17 protein-coding genes are annotated in these 17,787 nt (G+C 71.2%); 1 reads left to right on the forward strand and 16 read right to left on the reverse strand.

Translation table 11 applies throughout. The annotated features are described in order from the left end of the window. Positions 1 to 47 precede the first annotated feature (47 nt). The 10 genes from NR112_RS17665 to pdxT form a co-directional block, all read right to left on the reverse strand. Positions 48 to 2,333, reverse strand: coding sequence for a bifunctional (p)ppGpp synthetase/guanosine-3',5'-bis(diphosphate) 3'-pyrophosphohydrolase (locus tag NR112_RS17665; RefSeq protein WP_256795599.1), 2,286 nt, complete (start codon positions 2,331 to 2,333; stop codon positions 48 to 50). Positions 2,334 to 2,361: 28 nt separating this feature from the next. Beyond that, positions 2,362 to 2,886, reverse strand: a complete 525-nt coding sequence (locus NR112_RS17670; RefSeq protein WP_256795600.1) for an adenine phosphoribosyltransferase — start codon at positions 2,884 to 2,886, stop codon at positions 2,362 to 2,364. A gap of 73 nt (positions 2,887 to 2,959) precedes the next feature. Beyond that, positions 2,960 to 4,114, reverse strand: a complete 1,155-nt coding sequence (gene secF, locus NR112_RS17675) for a protein translocase subunit SecF (protein WP_256795601.1) — start codon at positions 4,112 to 4,114, stop codon at positions 2,960 to 2,962. Continuing rightward, on the reverse strand, positions 4,111 to 6,039 hold the full coding sequence (secD, locus tag NR112_RS17680) for a protein translocase subunit SecD (RefSeq protein WP_256795602.1): 1,929 nt from the start codon (positions 6,037 to 6,039) through the stop codon (positions 4,111 to 4,113). The genes secF and secD overlap by 4 nt, the downstream gene beginning before the upstream one ends. 7 nt (positions 6,040 to 6,046) lie before the next feature. Further along, entirely contained in the window at positions 6,047 to 6,409 is a 363-nt protein-coding gene (gene yajC / locus NR112_RS17685; protein WP_256795603.1) for a preprotein translocase subunit YajC, read from the reverse strand. Between the two features lie 245 nt (positions 6,410 to 6,654). Then, a complete protein-coding gene (gene ruvB / locus NR112_RS17690) occupies positions 6,655 to 7,791 on the reverse strand; it encodes a Holliday junction branch migration DNA helicase RuvB (protein WP_256795604.1) in 1,137 nt (378 codons plus the stop codon). Then, positions 7,788 to 8,390: a Holliday junction branch migration protein RuvA gene (gene ruvA, locus NR112_RS17695; protein ID WP_256795605.1), complete on the reverse strand. Its 603-nt coding sequence runs from the start codon at positions 8,388 to 8,390 to the stop codon at positions 7,788 to 7,790. The genes ruvB and ruvA overlap by 4 nt, the downstream gene beginning before the upstream one ends. Beyond that, on the reverse strand, positions 8,387 to 9,043 hold the full coding sequence (gene ruvC / locus NR112_RS17700; RefSeq protein ID WP_256795606.1) for a crossover junction endodeoxyribonuclease RuvC: 657 nt from the start codon (positions 9,041 to 9,043) through the stop codon (positions 8,387 to 8,389). Before ruvC ends, ruvA begins: the two co-directional genes overlap by 4 nt. A gap of 146 nt (positions 9,044 to 9,189) precedes the next feature. Then, positions 9,190 to 9,951 (reverse strand): YebC/PmpR family DNA-binding transcriptional regulator, encoded by a 762-nt coding sequence (locus tag NR112_RS17705; protein WP_256795607.1) that lies wholly within the window; start codon positions 9,949 to 9,951, stop codon positions 9,190 to 9,192. Then, positions 9,948 to 10,721, reverse strand: a complete 774-nt coding sequence (gene pdxT / locus NR112_RS17710; protein WP_256795608.1) for a pyridoxal 5'-phosphate synthase glutaminase subunit PdxT — start codon at positions 10,719 to 10,721, stop codon at positions 9,948 to 9,950. The genes NR112_RS17705 and pdxT overlap by 4 nt, the downstream gene beginning before the upstream one ends. Before the next feature lie 128 nt (positions 10,722 to 10,849). Here pdxT and kynU point away from each other — a divergent pair, with 128 nt between their 5' ends. Beyond that, entirely contained in the window at positions 10,850 to 12,103 is a 1,254-nt protein-coding gene (kynU, locus tag NR112_RS17715) for a kynureninase (RefSeq protein ID WP_256795609.1), read from the forward strand. Between the two features lie 97 nt (positions 12,104 to 12,200). On the opposite strand, the gene NR112_RS17720 is transcribed toward kynU, so the two are convergent. The 6 genes from NR112_RS17720 to pgsA form a co-directional block, all read right to left on the reverse strand. Then, positions 12,201 to 12,770 carry a DUF4037 domain-containing protein gene (locus NR112_RS17720; RefSeq protein ID WP_306217398.1) on the reverse strand — a complete coding sequence of 190 codons (570 nt, stop codon included), beginning with the start codon at positions 12,768 to 12,770 and terminating at the stop codon, positions 12,201 to 12,203. Between the two features lie 620 nt (positions 12,771 to 13,390). After that, entirely contained in the window at positions 13,391 to 14,329 is a 939-nt protein-coding gene (pdxS, locus tag NR112_RS17725; RefSeq protein ID WP_256795610.1) for a pyridoxal 5'-phosphate synthase lyase subunit PdxS, read from the reverse strand. Between the two features lie 101 nt (positions 14,330 to 14,430). Continuing rightward, on the reverse strand, positions 14,431 to 14,982 hold the full coding sequence (locus NR112_RS17730; protein ID WP_256795611.1) for a hypothetical protein: 552 nt from the start codon (positions 14,980 to 14,982) through the stop codon (positions 14,431 to 14,433). Next, positions 14,979 to 16,151 (reverse strand): glycosyltransferase family 4 protein, encoded by a 1,173-nt coding sequence (locus tag NR112_RS17735; RefSeq protein ID WP_256795612.1) that lies wholly within the window; start codon positions 16,149 to 16,151, stop codon positions 14,979 to 14,981. Before NR112_RS17735 ends, NR112_RS17730 begins: the two co-directional genes overlap by 4 nt. Further along, positions 16,148 to 17,158, reverse strand: coding sequence for a phosphatidylinositol mannoside acyltransferase (locus tag NR112_RS17740; protein WP_256795613.1), 1,011 nt, complete (start codon positions 17,156 to 17,158; stop codon positions 16,148 to 16,150). The genes NR112_RS17735 and NR112_RS17740 overlap by 4 nt, the downstream gene beginning before the upstream one ends. Next, positions 17,155 to 17,778 (reverse strand): phosphatidylinositol phosphate synthase, encoded by a 624-nt coding sequence (gene pgsA / locus NR112_RS17745; protein ID WP_256795614.1) that lies wholly within the window; start codon positions 17,776 to 17,778, stop codon positions 17,155 to 17,157. Before pgsA ends, NR112_RS17740 begins: the two co-directional genes overlap by 4 nt. Between the last annotated feature and the right edge of the window lie 9 nt (positions 17,779 to 17,787).

A 17,787-nucleotide genomic window follows, 5' to 3' on the forward strand; every position in this document is an offset into this window, starting at 1 on the left:
ATGGGCCCTTTCGCGTGCACCGTGGCACAGCGTCCAGACGCCGACGGCTACATCGTCGACTTGCCGCCGTTGACGCGATAGACGTCGAAGACGCCGTCGATCTTGCGGACCGCCTGCATGACGTGGTCGAGGTGCGCCGGGTCGCCCATCTCGAAGGTGAACCGGGAGATGGCCACCCGGTCGCGTGAGGTCTGAACGGACGCCGACAGGATGTTGACGTGCTGGTCCGACAGGACACGGGTCACGTCGCTGAGGAGGCGGTTGCGGTCGAGCGCCTCGACCTGCAGCTGCACGAGGAAGACGCTGGCGGAGCTCGGCGCCCACTCGACGTCGATGAGGCGCTCCGGGTTGGCCGTCAGCTGGTCGGCGTTGGTGCAGTCGACGCGGTGCACCGAGACACCGTTGCCGCGCGTCACGAAGCCGATGATCGGGTCGCCCGGCACGGGGGTGCAGCACTTGGCGAGCTTGACCCACACGTCCGCCGTCCCGACGACGACGACACCTGGGTCGCCCGGCTTGCGCCGGCTCGCGGAGCGCGTCGGGACCGTGGCCTCGGCGAGGTCCTCCGTGGCACCGTCGACGCCACCCATGGACGCCACGACCTTGCCGACGACGTGCTGCGCGGAGACGTGCCCCTCGCCCACGGCGGCGTACAGCGCCTCGATGTCCTGGTAGCGCAGGTCGGTCGCGACGGCGGTCATCGACTCGTGGCTCATGAGCCGCTGGAGCGGGAGGTTCTGCTTGCGCAGAGCCTTGGCGATCGAGTCCTTGCCGGCCTCGATGGCCTCCTCGCGGCGCTCCTTGGAGAACCACTGCTTGATCTTGTTGCGAGCCCGCGGACTCTTGACGAACTGGAGCCAGTCGCGCGACGGGCCGGCGCCGTCGGCCTTGGAGGTGAGCACCTCGACGACGTCGCCGTTCTCGAGCGTCGACTCGAGGGGCACGAGGCGCCCGTTGACCCGCGCACCGATGCAGTGGTGCCCGACCTCGGTGTGCACGGCATACGCGAAGTCGACGGGCGTGCCGCCCATCGGGAGCGCGACGACCGAGCCCTTCGGGGTGAAGACGTAGACCTCGCTGCTGCCCATCTCGAAGCGCAGCGAGTCGAGGAACTCGCCCGGGTCCTCGGTCTCTCGCTGCCAGTCGAGCAGCTGGCGCAGCCAGGCCATGTCGTTCTGCGGCGTGATCTCGCCGGGACGCGCGGGGCCGCCGCCGTTGCTCTGGTCCTTGTACTTCCAGTGCGCGGCGACGCCGTACTCGGCGCGACGGTGCATCGTGTGCGTGCGGATCTGGATCTCGACCGGCTTGCCCTGGGGTCCGATGACCGTCGTGTGCAGCGACTGGTACATGTTGAACTTCGGCATCGCGATGTAGTCCTTGAACCGGCCCGGGACCGGGTTCCACCGCGAGTGAAGGGCGCCCAGCGCCGCGTAGCAGTCGCGGACCGTGTCGACGAGGACCCGGACGGCGACGAGGTCGTAGATCTCCTCGAAGTCGCGGCCCCGCACGATCATCTTCTGGTACACGGAGTAGTAGTGCTTGGGCCGCCCCGTGACGACGGCCTTGATCTTGGCGGCCGTGAGGTCTTCGGTGACCTGGGTGCGCACCCCGGCGAGATACTCCTCCCGGGCTGGGGCGCGCTCGGCGACGAGGCGCACGATCTCGTCGTAGACCTTCGGGTAGAGCGTCGCGAACGAGAGGTCCTCGAGCTCCCACTTGATGGTGTTCATGCCGAGGCGGTGCGCGAGCGGAGCATAGATCTCGAGCGTCTCGTTGGCCTTGCGCTTGGCCGACTCGGGGCTGACGTAGCGCCACGTGCGCGCGTTGTGCAACCGGTCCGCGAGCTTGATGACGAGGACGCGGATGTCGCGCGCCATCGCGATGACCATCTTGCGCACGGTCTCGGCCTGGGCCGCCTCGCCGTAGGTGACCTTGTCGAGCTTGGTGACGCCGTCGACGAGCATCGCGATCTCGTCACCGAAGTCGTGGCGCAGCTCGTCGAGGCCGTATGCCGTGTCCTCGACGGTGTCGTGCAGCAGCGCCGCCGCCAGGGTGGGGGGCGTCATACCGAGCTCGGCGAGGATCGTCGTCACGGCGAGGGGGTGCGTGATGTAGGCATCGCCGCTCTTGCGCATCTGCCCCTCGTGGGCGCTCTCGGCCACGGCATACGCGCGCTCGATGACCGAGAGGTCGGCCTTCGGGTGGTTCTGGCGCACCGCCGTCATGAGCGGCTCGAGCACGGGGTTGCCCGCCGGCCGGGCGGCCCCGAACCGGGCGAAACGGGCGCGCACCCGCGACGGGGTGGACAGCTCGTTGCGGACGTCCTCGCTCATGAAGAGAGTCTAGGCGGTCCCTCCGGGATCAGACGGTGAGGATGGCGTTGACCGGCCGGTCCACGAGACGCTTCCGGCCCTCGAGGAAGGCCAGCTCGAGGACGACCTCGATCGCCGTGACCGTGGCGCCGGCCCGCTCGACGAGCTGGGCGCACGCCTCGGCGGTGCCTCCGGTGGCGAGGACGTCGTCGAGGACGAGCACGCGCTGGCCAGGCTCGAAGGCGTCGGTGTGCACCTCGATCTCGGCCGTGCCGTACTCGAGCGCGTAGGACTCCTTGAGGGTCTCCCCCGGCAGCTTGCCGGCCTTGCGCACGGGCACCATGCCGAGGCCGAGCTCGTAGGCCACGGCCGCGCCGAGGATGAAGCCGCGGGCCTCGATGCCGACGACGACGTCGACCCGGCCGGCATACCGCTGCGCGATGTCGCGGACGAGCTCGCCGAGGGCGGCGCCGTCGGCGATGAGCGGGGTGAAGTCCTTGAAGAGGACCCCGGGCTTGGGGAAGTCCGGGATGTCACGCAGCTTGCTCGCGACGAGATCACTGATCTGGCTCACGCCGTCTCCTGAGGTGGTCGAACGTGCGGTGCGCACCGCGGGCGGAAGCGGGGCCGCGGAGGCGGCCCCGCCGTCAGCGCCGCGACTTCGGCGCGCGCTTGGGCTGGTTGCGCGGTCCGGCCTGGGCGTACTTGTGCACGGGGCGCGGTGCGCCGTCGACCGCGGAGTCGGCGCCGCCGTCTGCGGCAGCACCGGTGGCGTCCGCGCCCACGTAGGCCGGCTCGGCCACACCGGATGCTGCGGCGGCCCCCCGCTGGGCACCATGGCGCGCGACGTACTTGTCGAGCTCACGCACGGCGGGCTCGTTGCGACGCAGGTCGACGAGCAGCGGCGTCGCGATGAAGATCGACGAGTAGGCGCCGACCGCGATGCCGATGAAGAGGGCGAGCGACAGGTCGAGCAGCGTGCCCGGGCCGAGCAGCGTGAAGCCGACGAAGAGGACGGCCGCGATCGGCAGCAGCGCGACGACGGTCGTGTTGATCGAGCGGACGAGCGTCTGGTTGACCGCGAGGTTGGCCGCCGCGGAATACGTCATGCGCTTGGTCCGGAACGCGTCCGCGGTGTTCTCGCGCACCTTGTCGAAGACGACGACGGTGTCGTAGAGCGAGTACCCGAGGATCGTGAGGAACCCGATCATCGACGACGGTGTGATCTCGAAACCGAAGAGCGCGTAGATGCCGACGGTGATGACGAGGTCGTGCAGCAGGGCCACGAGACCGGACACGGCCATCTTCCACGTGCGGAAGTAGAGCGCCATGACCCCCGTCACGATGACGAGGAAGACGATGAGTCCCCGGATCGCCTGCTGGCTGACCGACTGCCCCCAGCTCGGACCGATGAGGGACGCGCTGACCGCGCCCTTGTCGACGCCGAACTGCTGGGCGAGTGCGGTGCTGGCCTCGTCGGTACGGTCGGCCGCAGCCTCGGACTGCACGCGGACGGTGTCCTGGCCGACGATCGTCGTGACGACGTTGCCCTCGATGCCGGCGCTGGCGATGGCGCTCTGGGCCTTCTCCTCGTAGCCCTGGCTGTTGGACACGCCCTGGACGCGGAACTCCGAGCCACCGCTGAACTCGATGCCGAAGTTCAGGCCCTTGACGAAGATGCCGACGAGAGCGAGGACGATGAGCACCGCCGAGATGGCGTACCACGTCTTCTGGCGCTTGATGAACTCGATCGAGCGCTTGCCGGTGTAGAGGTCGTTGCCGACCTGGGCGAAGTTGATCATGCCTGGGCCTTCCCATCGGCGACGCGGGCCGAGCCCACGGTGGCGGGCGGGCGCTGGACGCCGGGTGCCCCGAACTGGCCGCGGCCGCGGTAGCGGACCGCCTCCTTGGCGCCGAGGCGCTCCGGGTCGAGACCCGACCACTTGTGGCCGCCGCCGAAGAACTTCGTGCGGGCCAGCAGCTGCACCGTGGGGTGCGTGAAGAGGATGACGACGAGCAGGTCGATGAGCGTCGTCAGTCCGAGCGTGAACGCGAAGCCTCGGACGTTGCTCGAGGCGAGGAAGTAGAGCACCCCGGCCGCGATGAAGTTGACGCCGTCGGCCGCGATGATCGTGCGGCGGGCACGCTTCCACCCGGTCTCGACGGCAGCCACGAGCGGGCGACCGTCACGCACCTCGTCGCGGATGCGCTCGAAGTAGACGATGAAGCTGTCGGCCGTGACACCGATGGCCACGATGAGACCTGTCACCCCGGCCATCGTCAGGCGGAAGCCGTGCGTCGTACCGAGGACCGTCACCGCGAGGTAGGTGATGACGGAGGCCACGACGAGCGAGGCGACCGTGACGAGGCCGAGCGCGCGGTACTGGAGCAGCGAGTAGATGACGACGAGCAGCAGGCCGATGAAGCCGGCCAGCAGGCCGATGCGCAGCTGCTCCTCACCGAGCTGGGGCGTGATGTTGTCCTGCGTCTGCAGGGCGAAGGAGATCGGGAGGGCACCGAACTTCAGCTGCTCGGCGAGCTGCTTGGCCGAGTCGATGGTGAACGAGCCGGTGATCGAGGCCCGACCGTCCGTGATGACGGCGCGGGCCTGCGGCGCCGTGATGACGGCCTTGTCGAGCACGACTGCGAACTGGTCGAGCGGCGGCTGGGACTGCAGGCCGTAGAGGCGCTTGGTCACGGCCGCGAACTTGGCCTTGCCGGCGTCCTTGAAGGACAGTGCGACCTCGACGATGGAGGTCGGCTGGCCGTTCGGGCCGGGCTGGTAGCCGCTCGTGGCGTCGGCGATCTCGCTACCGTCGATCTCGCTCGGGCCGAGGACGTACTTGGTGACACGGTCCTCGCCGCACGTGGCGATGGGCTGGGTCGGGTCGTCCTGGATCTTGTCGACCGCCCCGGGAGCCGAGCAGTCGAGCGCGGTGTACTCCTTGGCGACCTTCGTCGCAGCTGCGTCGGCCTTGGCCTTGTCCCAGCCGAGCCCGACGAGGCCGGTGCTCACCTGCGTCTTGATCGCGGCCTCGGTCTGCGCGGCCGTCGGCGCGGGGGCCCCGGTGGCGGCAGACGCCGGTGTCGTCGCCGTGCCCGAGGGCGTGGCCGACGGCGTCGGGGTCACCGGGGTCGTGGCGGCGCGCAACGCGTCCGGGACGACGCCGTTCTGGGCGGTCGCGGACGTCGAGGGCGTCGCAGTGCTCGTGGTCTTCGGCGTGCTCGTGGCCTTCGGCGTGCCCGTGCCGGTCGCGGTGCCGGAAGGAGTCGCCGTGCCGGTGGACGTCCCGGTCGGCGTGCCGCTCGGGTTGGCCTGGCTGGCATTGGGGTCGAGCGCCTGCACGTAGACGGCGCGGAAGCGCAGCTGAGAGGGCTTCTTCAGCGCGTCGAGCTGCTCGGCCGTCGGCTGGCCGGGGATCGCCACGACGATGCTGCGGCCGCCCTGCGTCGTGATCTCGGCCTCGGAGACGCCGTTGGCGTCGATGCGCTGGCGGATGATGTCGACCGCGCGGTTGACCTGGCCCTCGCTGATGGTCTCGGTGCCGTTGAGCTGGGGCTGGAGCACGAGTTCCGTGCCGCCCTCGAGGTCGAGCCCGAGGCGAGGGTTCATCGACCCGTCTGCCCACTTCGTCAGGCCGGCGGCGAGACCGCCGAGGGCGAGGATGACGACGACGAGCGCCAGGAGGCTCCGTCTCGCCGACTTCTTGGTGGAGCTGCGTGCCACGAAACCCTCACTGACCGTTCTGGTGGGAACCCGGGTTCGCACCCGGCGCGTCGTCGACGGGGGCGTCGTGGGCGGGCGAACCAGCGGCTGCCGCGTCGGCGGCAGCCACGTCGCCCTGCTTCATCGCCAGGGCTCGCCGGTCGAACCGGACGGTCGTGCCCTCGGCGATCTCGAGCCACGCGCTGCTGTCGTCGAGGTGCTTGATCGTGCCGTAGATGCCCGACGAGGTGACGACCGCGTCTCCGACCTCGAGCGACGAGCTGAAGTTGCGCATCTGCTTCATCCGCTTGTTCTGGGAAAAGAACAGCCAGCCCAGCAGCAGCAGGGGCAGGGCGAAAATCAGCAACGAGAGGGCCCCGTTGTTGTTCATGTCAGCTCAGTCCTTCGTGTCTTCGTCCGGTCAGCGCGCAGGCGCGCCACGACCCGTTGATCGGGTCGGCTGTCGCGTCAACGACCGGGAGCACCGGATGGTGCCGCGGCAGCGGCGATGGTGCCCGCAGGAGTCTACGTGCGCCGGTGCAGTTTGTCAGACCAAGACGGAACGGTCCCGCAGCGTGCGCGGGTCACGTTTTGGTCGCGCTCGGTGCCGGTCGCGCGACCACGCCGGGCCCGGCCTCAGGCGTCGAATCGCGCGCCGCCGGCCTCGTCGATGGGCAAGGTGGCGGTCCAGAGGGCCTGCGAGTCGCGCGGTGGGGTCAGGCCCAGGTGCTCCCAGGCGAGGCTCGAGGCGGCCCGGCCACGGGGGGTGCGGACCATGAAGCCCTCGCGCACGAGGTAGGGCTCGGCGACCGTCTCGACGGTGTCGGGCTCCTCGCCCACGGCGACGGCGAGGGTCGAGAGGCCTACGGGCCCGCCGTTGAAGCGCCGGCAGAGCGCCTCCAGCACGGCTCGGTCGAGGCGGTCCAAACCGCGCTCGTCGACGTCGAAGAGCTCGAGCGCCTGACGCGACGCGGAGTGAGTGACGCGGTCCTCGCCGTGCACCTGGGCCCAGTCGCGGACCCGGCGCAGCAGGCGGTTGGCGATGCGCGGCGTGCCACGCGACCGCAGGGCGATCTCGCGGATGCCGTCCTCGTCGGCGTCGAGGCCGAGCAGGCGTGCCGACCGGTGCAGGATCGTCACGAGGTCGGCCGCGGCGTAGTAGTCGAGGTGACCCGTGAAGCCGAAGCGGTCGCGCAGCGGCGCGGGCAGCAGCCCGGCACGCGTCGTCGCACCGACGACGGTGAAGGGCGGCAGCTCGAGCGGGATGGCCGTCGCGCCGGGACCCTTGCCGATGATGACGTCGACCCGGAAGTCCTCCATCGCGAGGTAGAGCATCTCCTCGGCCGAGCGGGACATCCGGTGGATCTCGTCGAGGAAGAGCACCTCCCCCTCGGCGAGCGACGAGAGCACCGACGCGAGGTCGCCGGCGTGCTGGATCGCGGGCCCGGACGTGATCCGGATGGGCTGCTCGAGCTCTCCGGCGACGATCATCGCCAAGGTGGTCTTGCCGAGCCCGGGCGGCCCGGAGAGCAGCACGTGGTCAGGCGGCGTGCCACGTCGCTTGGCAGCCTTGAGGACGAGCCCCAGCTGGTCGCGGACCCGGGTCTGTCCGGGGAAGTCATCGAGGCGCTTGGGACGCAGCGCGGCCTCGACCTGTCGCTCGTCCGTGTCGCCGACCGCGTCGACGATGCGGGCCGTCGCGTCGAAGGAGCCGTCGTCCCAGACGTCCGGCTCGGCCCCGGTGTCGAGCTCCCAGGAGCGGTCGATGCTCATCGCCCGAGCTCCTGCAGGGCGGCCCGCAGGAGCGCCGACACCCCGGCGCCGTCGGCCGCGAGCGGTGCGATCTTGTCGAGCGCGTCGTCGGCCTGGCGCAGGGTCCAGCCGAGTCCGACGAGCGCCTCGCGGACCTGCTCGCGCCACGCCTCGCCGGTGTCGAGGTGGATCGGGTCGCTGTGGCCGGCCGAACCTGGCAGGGCGCCGAGCTTGTCCTTGAGCTCGAGAACCATCCGCTCCGCGCCCTTCTTGCCGATGCCCGGGACCTTGGTCAGCGCGACGAGGTCGCCCGTGCCCAACGCGACCCGGACGGCGTCGGGCGAGTGGACGGCGAGCACGGCCAGGGCGAGGCGGGGCCCGACCCCCGAGACCGTCTGGACGGTCTCGAAGACGTGCTTCTCGTCGTCGGTGGCGAAGCCGTAGAGGGTCAGCGAGTCCTCGCGGACGACGAGACTGGTGGCCAGCTCGGTGGGCTGCCCCAGGCGCACGGACGTCGCCGTGGCCGGGGTGGTGTGGACGAGCATGCCGACACCACCGACGCCGACCACGACGGAGTCGAGGCCGACCTTGAGGACGGTGCCGGAGAGCGAGGCGATCATCGGGGCTGGGCTCCAGGGTGGGGTCGGGCGGTCTGGCCGGTGCGGGCGGGCTGGGTGGTCGCGGCGCGCAAGCGCTGCACGGGCGGGACGGCTCCCGGTGGGACCCGACGGGGTATGCCGCTCCCCCGGCTGCCCGTGCGCGCCAGCACCTCGAGCCGCGCCTCCTCGAGTCGGCTCTGCGTGCCGCCACGCCAGACGTGGCAGATCGCCAGGGCGAGCGCGTCGGCGGCGTCGGCGGGCTTGGGCGGGGTGTCGAGCCCGAGGAGCCGGGTCACCATCGTCGTCACCTGCGCCTTGTCGGCGCGTCCGTTGCCGCTGACCGCGGCCTTGACCTCGGTGGGTGTGTGGAGGGTGACGGGCAGGCCGAGCCGCTCGGCCATGATCATGACGATGCCGGTCACCTGGGCGGTGCCCATCACGGTAGAGACGTTGGTGTCGGCGAAGACGCGCTCGATGGCCACGGCCTCGGGACGGTGCCGCGAGAACCACTGGCGCATCTCGTCCTCGACGGCGACGAGGCGCTTCGGGGTCGGGTCCCCGGACGGGGTGCGGATGACCCCGACCTCGACGAGCGAGAGCTTGCGCCCCGGGACTCCGTCGACGACGCCGACACCGCAGCGGGTGAGCCCGGGGTCGACCGCGAGGACGCGCACGGCATACCTCCCTGGGGCGTGGGGCTCTGGACGATCCGAACAGGTGTTCGGGACCACGCTAACGGGCCTCCCCCGAAAGGGCGGGAGGCACGCCGGTCCCGGCGTGCCTCCTCGTCGAACCTCGGGCGCAGGACCCCTCGGCGCGGTCAGTCCTCCTCGTCGTCGAGCTGCGCGAGGACGTCGTCGGGGATGTCGCCGTTGGCGAAGACGTTCTGCACGTCGTCGCTGTCCTCGAGGGCCTCGATGACGCGGATCATCTTCTTCGCCCCGTCGAGGTCGAGCGGGACCTGGAGGTTGGGGACGAACGACGCCTCGGCCGACTCGTAGTCGATCCCGGCGTCCTGGATCGCCTTGCGGACCGCGACGAAGTCGGTGGCCTCGGAGATGATCTCCCACGTGTCACCGTTGTCGTTGACCTCCTCGGCACCCGCCTCGAGCACGACCTCGAGGATGTCGTCCTCGGACCCGGCGTCCTTGAGGACGGTCACGACGCCCTTGCGGTTGAAGACGTAGGACACCGAGCCCGGGTCGGCGAGCTGGCCGCCGTTGCGGGTCAGCGCCGTACGCACCTCGGCGGCAGCCCGGTTGCGGTTGTCGGTGAGGCACTCGATGAGCACCGCGACGCCGTTGGGGGCGTAGCCCTCGTACATGATCGTCTGCCAGTCGGCAGCGCCCGCCTCGGCACCCGAGGCGCGCTTGACGGCGCGGTCGATGTTGTCGTTGGGCACCGACGTCTTCTTGGCCTTCTGGATGGCGTCGTAGAGCGTCGGGTTGCCGGCGGGGTCGGCGCCGCCCTGGCGGGCCGCGACCTCGATGTTCTTGATGAGCTTGGCGAAGAGCTTGCCGCGCTTGGCGTCCTTGGCCGCCTTTTGGTGCTTCGTGGTGGCCCATTTGGAGTGGCCGCTCATGCAGTGTCCTCGCGTTCCGGTGACTGGCGTGCACCCGACTGCTGGAGTCGGTGCGCTCTGACGATCGAGACGAACTCGGCGTGGATCCGGCGGTCGGCCCCCACCTCGGGGTGGAAGGACGTGGCCATGAGGTTGCCCTGCCGGACCGCGACGATCCTACCGGCGGCCGGGCCCTCGCTCACGCGCGCGAGCACCTCCACCCCCGGGCCCGCCTGCTCCACCCACGGCGCGCGGATGAAGACGGCGTGCACCGTGCCCGTCGTCCCCGGGAGCGCCGCGTCGCTCCAGGCGTAGTCGAGGTCCTGCTCGAAGGAGTCGACCTGACGTCCGAATGCATTGCGGCGCACCGTGATGTCGAGACCCCCGAGCGTCTGCTGGTCGGGGCGGGCGTCGGCGATGCGGTCGGCCAGCATGATCATCCCGGCGCACGAGCCGTAGGCCGGCATGCCCTCGGCGATGCGCCGCAGCAGGGGCTCGCGAAGGTCGAAGGCGCGGACGAGCTTGTCCATGACCGTCGACTCGCCGCCGGGGATGACGAGGCCGTCGATGGCCTCGACCTCGGCCGGACGCCGGACCGTGACGCCCTCGGCGCCGAGCGCGGTGAGGGCGGCGAGGTGCTCCCGGACGTCGCCCTGGACCGCGAGGACGCCGATGCGCGGCACGCCGACGGCGTCGGCGCGACGATCGGCGGAACTGTCGCCAGAGTGGTCGCCAGAGTGGTCGCCAGAGGGGTCGGCGGTCGTGCCGGTGATGGTGCTGATGGTGCTCACCGGGTCAGCGTAGAGCGCTCGCCGTGACCGTCGCGCCACGGGTCGGGGCCCTGAGAACCGTCTCGGATACCAGACGTCCGCGGAGGCGGCCCTGACGTCGACACGTTGCCACCGGATACGTTTCGGCCATGACGACGGTGCACACCCACGACGACCTGACCGCCCGCGCCGAGCAGGCCGATGCCACCTCCCCCCTCCGGAGCACCCGCGGCCTCTTCACACTCCCCGACGACGTCATCTACCTCGACGGCAACTCGCTCGGGGCCCTGCCGAGCGCCGTGCCGGCCGTCGTCGACGACGTGATGCACCGCCAGTGGGGTGAGCGCCTGATCCGCTCGTGGAACGAGGCCGACTGGTGGGGCGCCCAGACCCGCGTCGGCGACCTCGTCGGCCGACTCGTCGGTGCCGCTCCCGGGCAGGTGGTCGTGACCGATTCGACGTCGGTCAACCTGTTCAAGGCGGTCATCGGCGCCGGACGCCTGCGACCCGGACGCACCGTCGTGCTCACCGACCCCGACTCGTTCCCGACCGACCTCTACATGACCGAGTCCGCGGCCGAGCTGGCCGGCCTGGAGGTGCGCCGGGTCCACCCGCGTGACGCCGTGGGCGCCATCGCCGAGGTCGGTGACAGCCTCGCGCTCGCCTCCTACTCGAGCGTCGACTACCGCACGGGCGAGCTCTGGGACCTGCGCGCGATCACCGCGGCTGCCCACGCCGTGGGCGCCCTGGCCTGCTGGGACCTCTGCCACTCCGCCGGAGTCGTCGACGTCGACCTCGACGAAGGTCGTGCGGACCTCGCCGTCGGGTGCGGCTACAAGTACCTGAACGGGGGCCCGGGTGCACCCGCCTTCCTCTACGTGGCGACCCGCCACCAGGACGACTTCGAGCAGCCCCTCACCGGCTGGCAGGGGCACGCCCACCCCTTCGAGATGCGTCCGGACTACGAGCCTGCGCCCGGCATCACCCGGGCCAGGGTCGGGACCCCGCCCCTGCTGTCGGTGCTCGCGCTCGAGGCCGCGCTCACGGCATACGACGGCCTCTCCCCCGCCGACGTCCGGGCGGCGTCGCTCTCGGTGACTGGTACGTTCATCGACGCTCTCGACGCGCTCGGGGTCGACCTCCCGCTGGCGACGCCGCGCGAGCCGGAGCGCCGGGGGTCGCAGGTCTCGCTGCGCCACCCGCAGGCCTTCGCCGTCGTGCAGGCGCTCATCGCCCGCGGCGTCATCGGTGACTTCCGCGAGCCGGACATCATCCGTCTCGGCTTCGCGCCCCTCTACGTCACCCACGTGGACGCGGTGCGGGCCGCGGTGCACGTCAAGGAGGTCCTCGACGGGCGCGAGTTCGAGCGCCCTGAGTTCGCGGAGCGCGGCGCCGTCACCTGAGTCGTCCCCTCCCGCAACACACCGAGATGGTTCCGGCTCACCGGGATCGGGAGCCGGTGGGCTGTGACCTGCTCGGTGTGTTGCCAGGGTGTGCAGGTCACGGTGACGGCCGGCGGCGACCGGACCTGGTGAGGACGTCGACGTTGTCGCTCCACTGCTCGGCCGAGCCCACGCCTCGCGGCAGCGCCCGCACGGCCGGGTCCTCGACGCTCTTCTCCAGCACGACGATCACGGCCTCGCGCACACCGCGGTAGGGCCGGTCCCAGAACGGCTCGACGGGGTCGTCGACGGTCGGCAGCCCCGCGCCCTCCTGCATCCGGTTCAGTGCCCGGAGCCCTGCGACCAGACCCGCCTCGCGCTCTCGCCAACCGTCGGCCGCCACCGCGGCGTGCAGCGCCTCCGCCGCCGCACCTGAGCGGGGCAGGCGGGTCAAGCTCGTGCCGAGCCACTTGGCGTAGGGCGGCCACCGGCGCTCGAGCAGGTGGCCGAGGTGCATCGCGATCCCGGCCAGCCGCGCCGCGACCACACGCGAGCCGAGGTCGTCGCCGCGCTCCGCCGTCCGCCCGACGAACGGCAGCTCCTGCGCGAGCCGGGCCCAGTCGGTCGCGACGACGTGCCGCCAGACGTCGTGGGGATACCACTGGAGCCGACGGCGTATGCCGTCCAGCTCGCCCCACGTCGTCGACGAACACCTCTCCGCCGGTGACCTCGAGGACGGCCTGGCCCGTCAGGGACAGCCAGTCGTCCACCGTCAGGTCGTGGGTGGGGTCGATGCCGAGGCGCGAGACGGCGAGGTCGCGGGCCGTCTCGACCTGCACCCGATGGCGCACGGCCGGGTCCCACGTCGTGGCGAACCGGGTGGGGTGGCCGGCGAACGACTCGGGCAGCCGCTCGGCGAGGTGGTCGTCGACGTCGGCGACGAGACCGTCCGGGACGAGGAGGTTGAGCCGCAGGCCCCAGTCGTGGTCGCGCGACATCGCGTCGTCGAGCCCGAGGACGTCGGACCCGCTCCCGAGACGCGCTGCGGCACAAGGCATCCCGGGCCAGTGGTCACGCACGAGGGGCTCGACGACCTCCTCGAAGTAGTTCCGCGACAGCTCCGCTCCGGTGGCGCTCACGCACCCGATCGTGCCAGCCCGGGCACCCGGACGGAGGCGCCGTGTGCAGTGCTTGGTGCCATGGTCCCGACGATCGCACACGGCGCGAGTCGCCGGCCACGGACGCGTATGCCGCCGCGCCCGGTGGGGCACGGCGGCACACGTCAGCGTGGAGCTGGGAGTGCGGAGGTCACCAACCGCGCTCGGAGAGACGGTGCGGCTGGGCCAGCTCGTCGACGTTGATGCCGACCATCGCCTCGCCGAGTCCGCGCGAGACCTTGGCGATGACGTCGGGGTCGTCGTGGAAGGTGGTCGCCTTGACGATGGCCTCGGCGCGCTGGGCCGGGTTGCCGGACTTGAAGATGCCCGAGCCCACGAAGACACCCTCGGCGCCGAGCTGCATCATCATCGCGGCGTCGGCGGGGGTGGCGATGCCTCCGGCCGTGAAGAGCACGACGGGGAGCTTGCCGGCCTCGGCGACCTCCTTGACGAGCTCGTAGGGAGCCTGGAGCTCCTTCGCCGCGACGTAGAGCTCGTCGGGGCTCATCGAGTGGAGGCGGTTGATCTCGGCGCGCAGGGTGCGCATGTGGGTCGTCGCGTTGGAGACGTCACCGGTGCCGGCCTCACCCTTGGAGCGGATCATCGCCGCACCCTCGGTGATGCGCCGCAGGGCCTCGCCGAGGTTGGTCGCGCCACAGACGAACGGCACGGTGAACTGCCACTTGTCGATGTGGTTGGCGTAGTCGGCCGGGGTCAGCACCTCGGACTCGTCGATGTAGTCGACGCCGAGGCTCTGGAGCACCTGCGCCTCGACGAAGTGGCCGATGCGGGCCTTGGCCATGACGGGGATCGAGACGGCCTCGATGATGCCGTCGATCATGTCGGGATCGCTCATGCGCGACACGCCGCCCTGGGCGCGGATGTCGGCGGGGACCCGCTCGAGGGCCATGACGGCGACGGCGCCGGCGTCCTCGGCGATCTTGGCCTGCTCGGCCGTGACGACGTCCATGATGACGCCGCCCTTGAGCATCTCGGCCATGCCGCGCTTCACGCGCGTCGTGCCGGTGTGGCTCGTGCCGCTCTGCTGGTCAGCCGCGGGCGTGCTGCCCGAGGTCGGGGTGGTGCTCACGATGTCCTGCTTTCCCGTGATCTGGGTTCGGTGTGCCTCAAAGCGTAGGCCCCCGCGAGGGGTGCGGACGACGCGGTCCGCGGTGCTGCGCGTGGGGCCGGTCACACGAGGGCGAGGTGCTCCGGCGAGTCGTCGTTGAACTCGACGGTGTGCGGCATCGGGGTGTAGCCCGCGAGGTGGAACAGGCGGATGGTCCACGTGCGCCGCACCCGGCGGACGTCGGTGACGGCGTCGTTGTGGAAGCGCCGCGCCAGCTGCACGCGCGTGCAGGCCGAGGCGAGCCGGGCGAGGACGTCCTGCCCCAGCGCCGTCGAACGCAGCGTGCTGACGGCCTGCGGCGTGAGGGCGAGCTCGAGGGCCTCGGTGAGGTCGTTCTCGGCGAGCTCGCGAGCGTCGCCGTGCTCCGAGGGCGCCTCGAGGGACTCTGCTGCAGCGTTGGCCAGGATGAGCGCCGTCGCACCGTCGAGGAGCCCGCTGTTGGCCAGCTCGACGGCCGCCTCGGCCCGGCGCACGAGCCGCGCGTCGAGGGCGGCGAGGGTGCCGCTGAGGCGGACGTGGAGCCGGTCGAGACGGGCCGCTTTGTAGGAGAGGTACCACGCGATGACGACGAGGACGAAGAGGATCGCGAAGACCCACGAGAGGACCTCACTCACCGGGCACCCCCGCGGAGGAAGCGGTTCCAGCGTCCCTGCGGCTCGAGGTGCGCGGCCGCGACGCCCTCGATGACGGTCTCGTAGACGGCGAGGATGTCGTCGGCGACGACCGACCAGTCGAAGAGCCGGGCGCGGTGCCGGCCCGCGGCGGCGAGCTCCGCGCGGCGCTCGGGTCGTCGGAGCAGGTCGACGAGCGTGCGCGCGAGGGCGTCGGGCTGCTCGTTGGCGAACATCGCGCCCGCCGTGCCCCCGTCGAGCACGCGCGAGAACGCCGAGAGGTCGCTGGCGAGCACGCAGGCGCCGGCGCTCATCGCCTCGATGAGGATGATGCCGAAGCTCTCTCCCCCGGTGTTGGGCGCGACGTAGACGTCGACCGACGCGAGCAACGACGCCTTGTCGTCGTCGGAGACGGAGCCGAGGAACTCGCACGCGGCGACGACCTCGGGGGGCCAGTCCTCGGTGACCTCCTCGGGGTCACCGGGTCCGGCGACGAGGACGCGCAGTCCCGGGACGGAGCGAAGGATCTCGGGCAGGGCGGCCGCGAGCACCGGGAGTCCCTTGCGCGGCTCGCCCATGCGGCCGAGGAAGGCGATCGTCGGCGACGCGGGCGTGCCCATCCACGCGGAGCGCCGCGGAGCGCCCGCGAACCGGTCGACGTAGACGCCGTTGGGGATGACGACCGCGTCGCCGCCGACGTGGGTCGTGACCGTCCGACGGGCGTCCTCGCTCACGGCGATGCGGCCGGCGATCTTCTCCAGGCTGGGTCGGATGATCGGGTACGCCGTCTGCATCGTGCGTGACCGCAGCATCGAGGTGTGGAAGGTCGCGACGATGGGGCCCTCGGCCGCCATGAGCGCGAGCACGCTGACGCTGGGCGTGACCGGTTCGTGGAGGTGGAGCACGTCGAACTGGCCGGCGTCGAGCCACTTGCCGACCTTGGACGCCGTGACGGGGCCGAAGTTGAGACGCGCGACGGAGCCGTTGTAGCGCACGGCAGTGGCCCTGCCTGCCGACGTGACGTAGCCGGGCAGCTCGGTCTCACTGTCTGCCGGCGCGAGCACGGACACGTCGTGGCCCTGGCCGATGAGGTGCTCGGCGAGGTCGCGCACGTGGAACTGCACCCCGCCCGGGACGTCGAACGAGTACGGGCAGACGATGCCGATCCTCACGTCGTACGTCCCGTCGTCGGCGGTGCCGGCTGCGCGGAGGGCTGCGCAACGGCGGCGGCCGGGAGCGCCGCCGGTGCGTCGAGGTCGTCGACGAAGACCCGCTGGAGCATGTGCCAGCTCGACGTGTGCTCGCGGATCGCGACAGCGAGGTGGTCGGCGCACTGCTGGATGAGGTCGGCCGCCTTGACCGCAGTCGTGCCCTCCACCCGGGGCACGAGGCGGTTGCTGAACTCGATGACCGTGCGGTGTCCGCCGAGACCGGTGCCCGCGGGAGCGGGTTCGTACCAGATCCGGGCTGCGAAGAGCGGTGCACCGGTCATGAGCGACAGGACGGCAGGCCCCTTGGCCATCCGCGCGCGGTGGCCGAGGAGGTCGACCTCGACACCGCCGTTGGTGAGGTCGCGGTCGGCCGCCAGCGCGATGAGCCTCCCCCCGCTCCGCGTCGCGTCGAGCAGCCCGTGGAACGGGTCGTCCCCGCCGGTGAGCGGGATGATGTCCATGTCGATGCTGCGCCGGAACGCCACGAACTCCTGGAAGACCTCTTCGGGCTTGAGCCGCTCGGCGACGGTCGTCACCGGCATGAGGTTGCCGGCGGACCAGGCGGCGCCGAGGTCGAAGTTGCCGAGGTGGCCGACGAACACGACCCCCGCGTCGCCGCGCGCGCAGAGCTCACGGATCTCGGCGTCCCCCCGCACGACGACCGCCCCGTCGATCTGGGCCCGGGTCAGCGAGGGGAGCCGGAACGCCTCGCAGTAGTAGCGCATGTAGGAGCGCATCCCCTGGCGCACCAGGGAGTCGAGGTCGGCGTCGGACAGCTCCGGCCGGACCCGACGGTAGTTCGACCGCAGTCGGTCGATGCCCTTTCCACCGCGCCGGACGGAGATGGCGGCCACCCGGTCGAAGAGGGCGTATGCCGCCCGCTCCGGGAGGGCGCGTACGACGGACCACCCCAGCTTGAAGCCGAGCACGCTGACGGTGTCGGTCGCGCGGCGTGCGAGGTCGGTCACGCGCCCACCTCGCCGGAGGCGAGAGCCTGGCGACGCACCGTCAGCATCCGCTGGAGGACGGTGACGAGGCTCGCGACCGCGAGCAGGCCCAGGACGACGCCGAGCAGGATCGTCGAGTTGAAGAGGTCGGCGAAGAAGGCCGCGGTGAGAACGGCGACGAGCCGGTCGGCGCGTTCGGCGATCCCGACGTTGGCCGTGTAGCCGAGGCCCTCGGCCCGCGCCTTGGCGTAGGAGACGACGCTGCCGAGGATGAGGCAGCTGAGCGCGAGGCCGGCCATCAGCTGGTTGTTGCCCTTGCCGGCGTAGAAGAGCACGAGGCCGCCGAAGATCGCTGCGTCACCGATGCGGTCGAGCGTGGAGTCGAGGTAGGCGCCCCACTTGCTCGAGCGGCCGGACTCGCGGGCCATGATGCCGTCGACGTTGTCGGAGAAGACGAAGGCGGTGATGACGAGCACGCCGACCCAGATCTCACCGCGGGGGAAGAACGCCAGTGCCCCGGCGCAGACCCCGAGGGTGCCGACGACCGTCACGACGTCGGGACTGATGCCGAGGCGGAGGAACAGGTGGGCGATCGGACCGAGGATCTTGGTCAGCGACGCGCGCAGGAGTCTGTTGAGCATGGTGGTGAC

The sequence above is a fragment of the Terrabacter sp. Ter38 genome (genome assembly GCF_024519435.1).
Classification (GTDB): domain Bacteria; phylum Actinomycetota; class Actinomycetes; order Actinomycetales; family Dermatophilaceae; genus Terrabacter.

What these genes read in the sequence shown, in the direction of transcription:
- NR112_RS17665 (WP_256795599.1), bottom strand. Translation starts at nt 2,333, where the DNA reads ATGAGCGAGGACGTCCGCAACGAGCTGTCCACCCCGTCGCGGGTGCGC.
- secF (WP_256795601.1), bottom strand. Translation starts at nt 4,114, where the DNA reads ATGATCAACTTCGCCCAGGTCGGCAACGACCTCTACACCGGCAAGCGC.
- yajC (WP_256795603.1), bottom strand. Translation starts at nt 6,409, where the DNA reads ATGAACAACAACGGGGCCCTCTCGTTGCTGATTTTCGCCCTGCCCCTG.
- ruvB (WP_256795604.1), bottom strand. Translation starts at nt 7,791, where the DNA reads ATGAGCATCGACCGCTCCTGGGAGCTCGACACCGGGGCCGAGCCGGAC.
- ruvA (WP_256795605.1), bottom strand. Translation starts at nt 8,390, where the DNA reads ATGATCGCCTCGCTCTCCGGCACCGTCCTCAAGGTCGGCCTCGACTCC.
- NR112_RS17705 (WP_256795607.1), bottom strand. Translation starts at nt 9,951, where the DNA reads ATGAGCGGCCACTCCAAATGGGCCACCACGAAGCACCAAAAGGCGGCC.
- kynU (WP_256795609.1), top strand. Translation starts at nt 10,850, where the DNA reads ATGACGACGGTGCACACCCACGACGACCTGACCGCCCGCGCCGAGCAG.
- pgsA (WP_256795614.1), bottom strand. Translation starts at nt 17,778, where the DNA reads ATGCTCAACAGACTCCTGCGCGCGTCGCTGACCAAGATCCTCGGTCCG.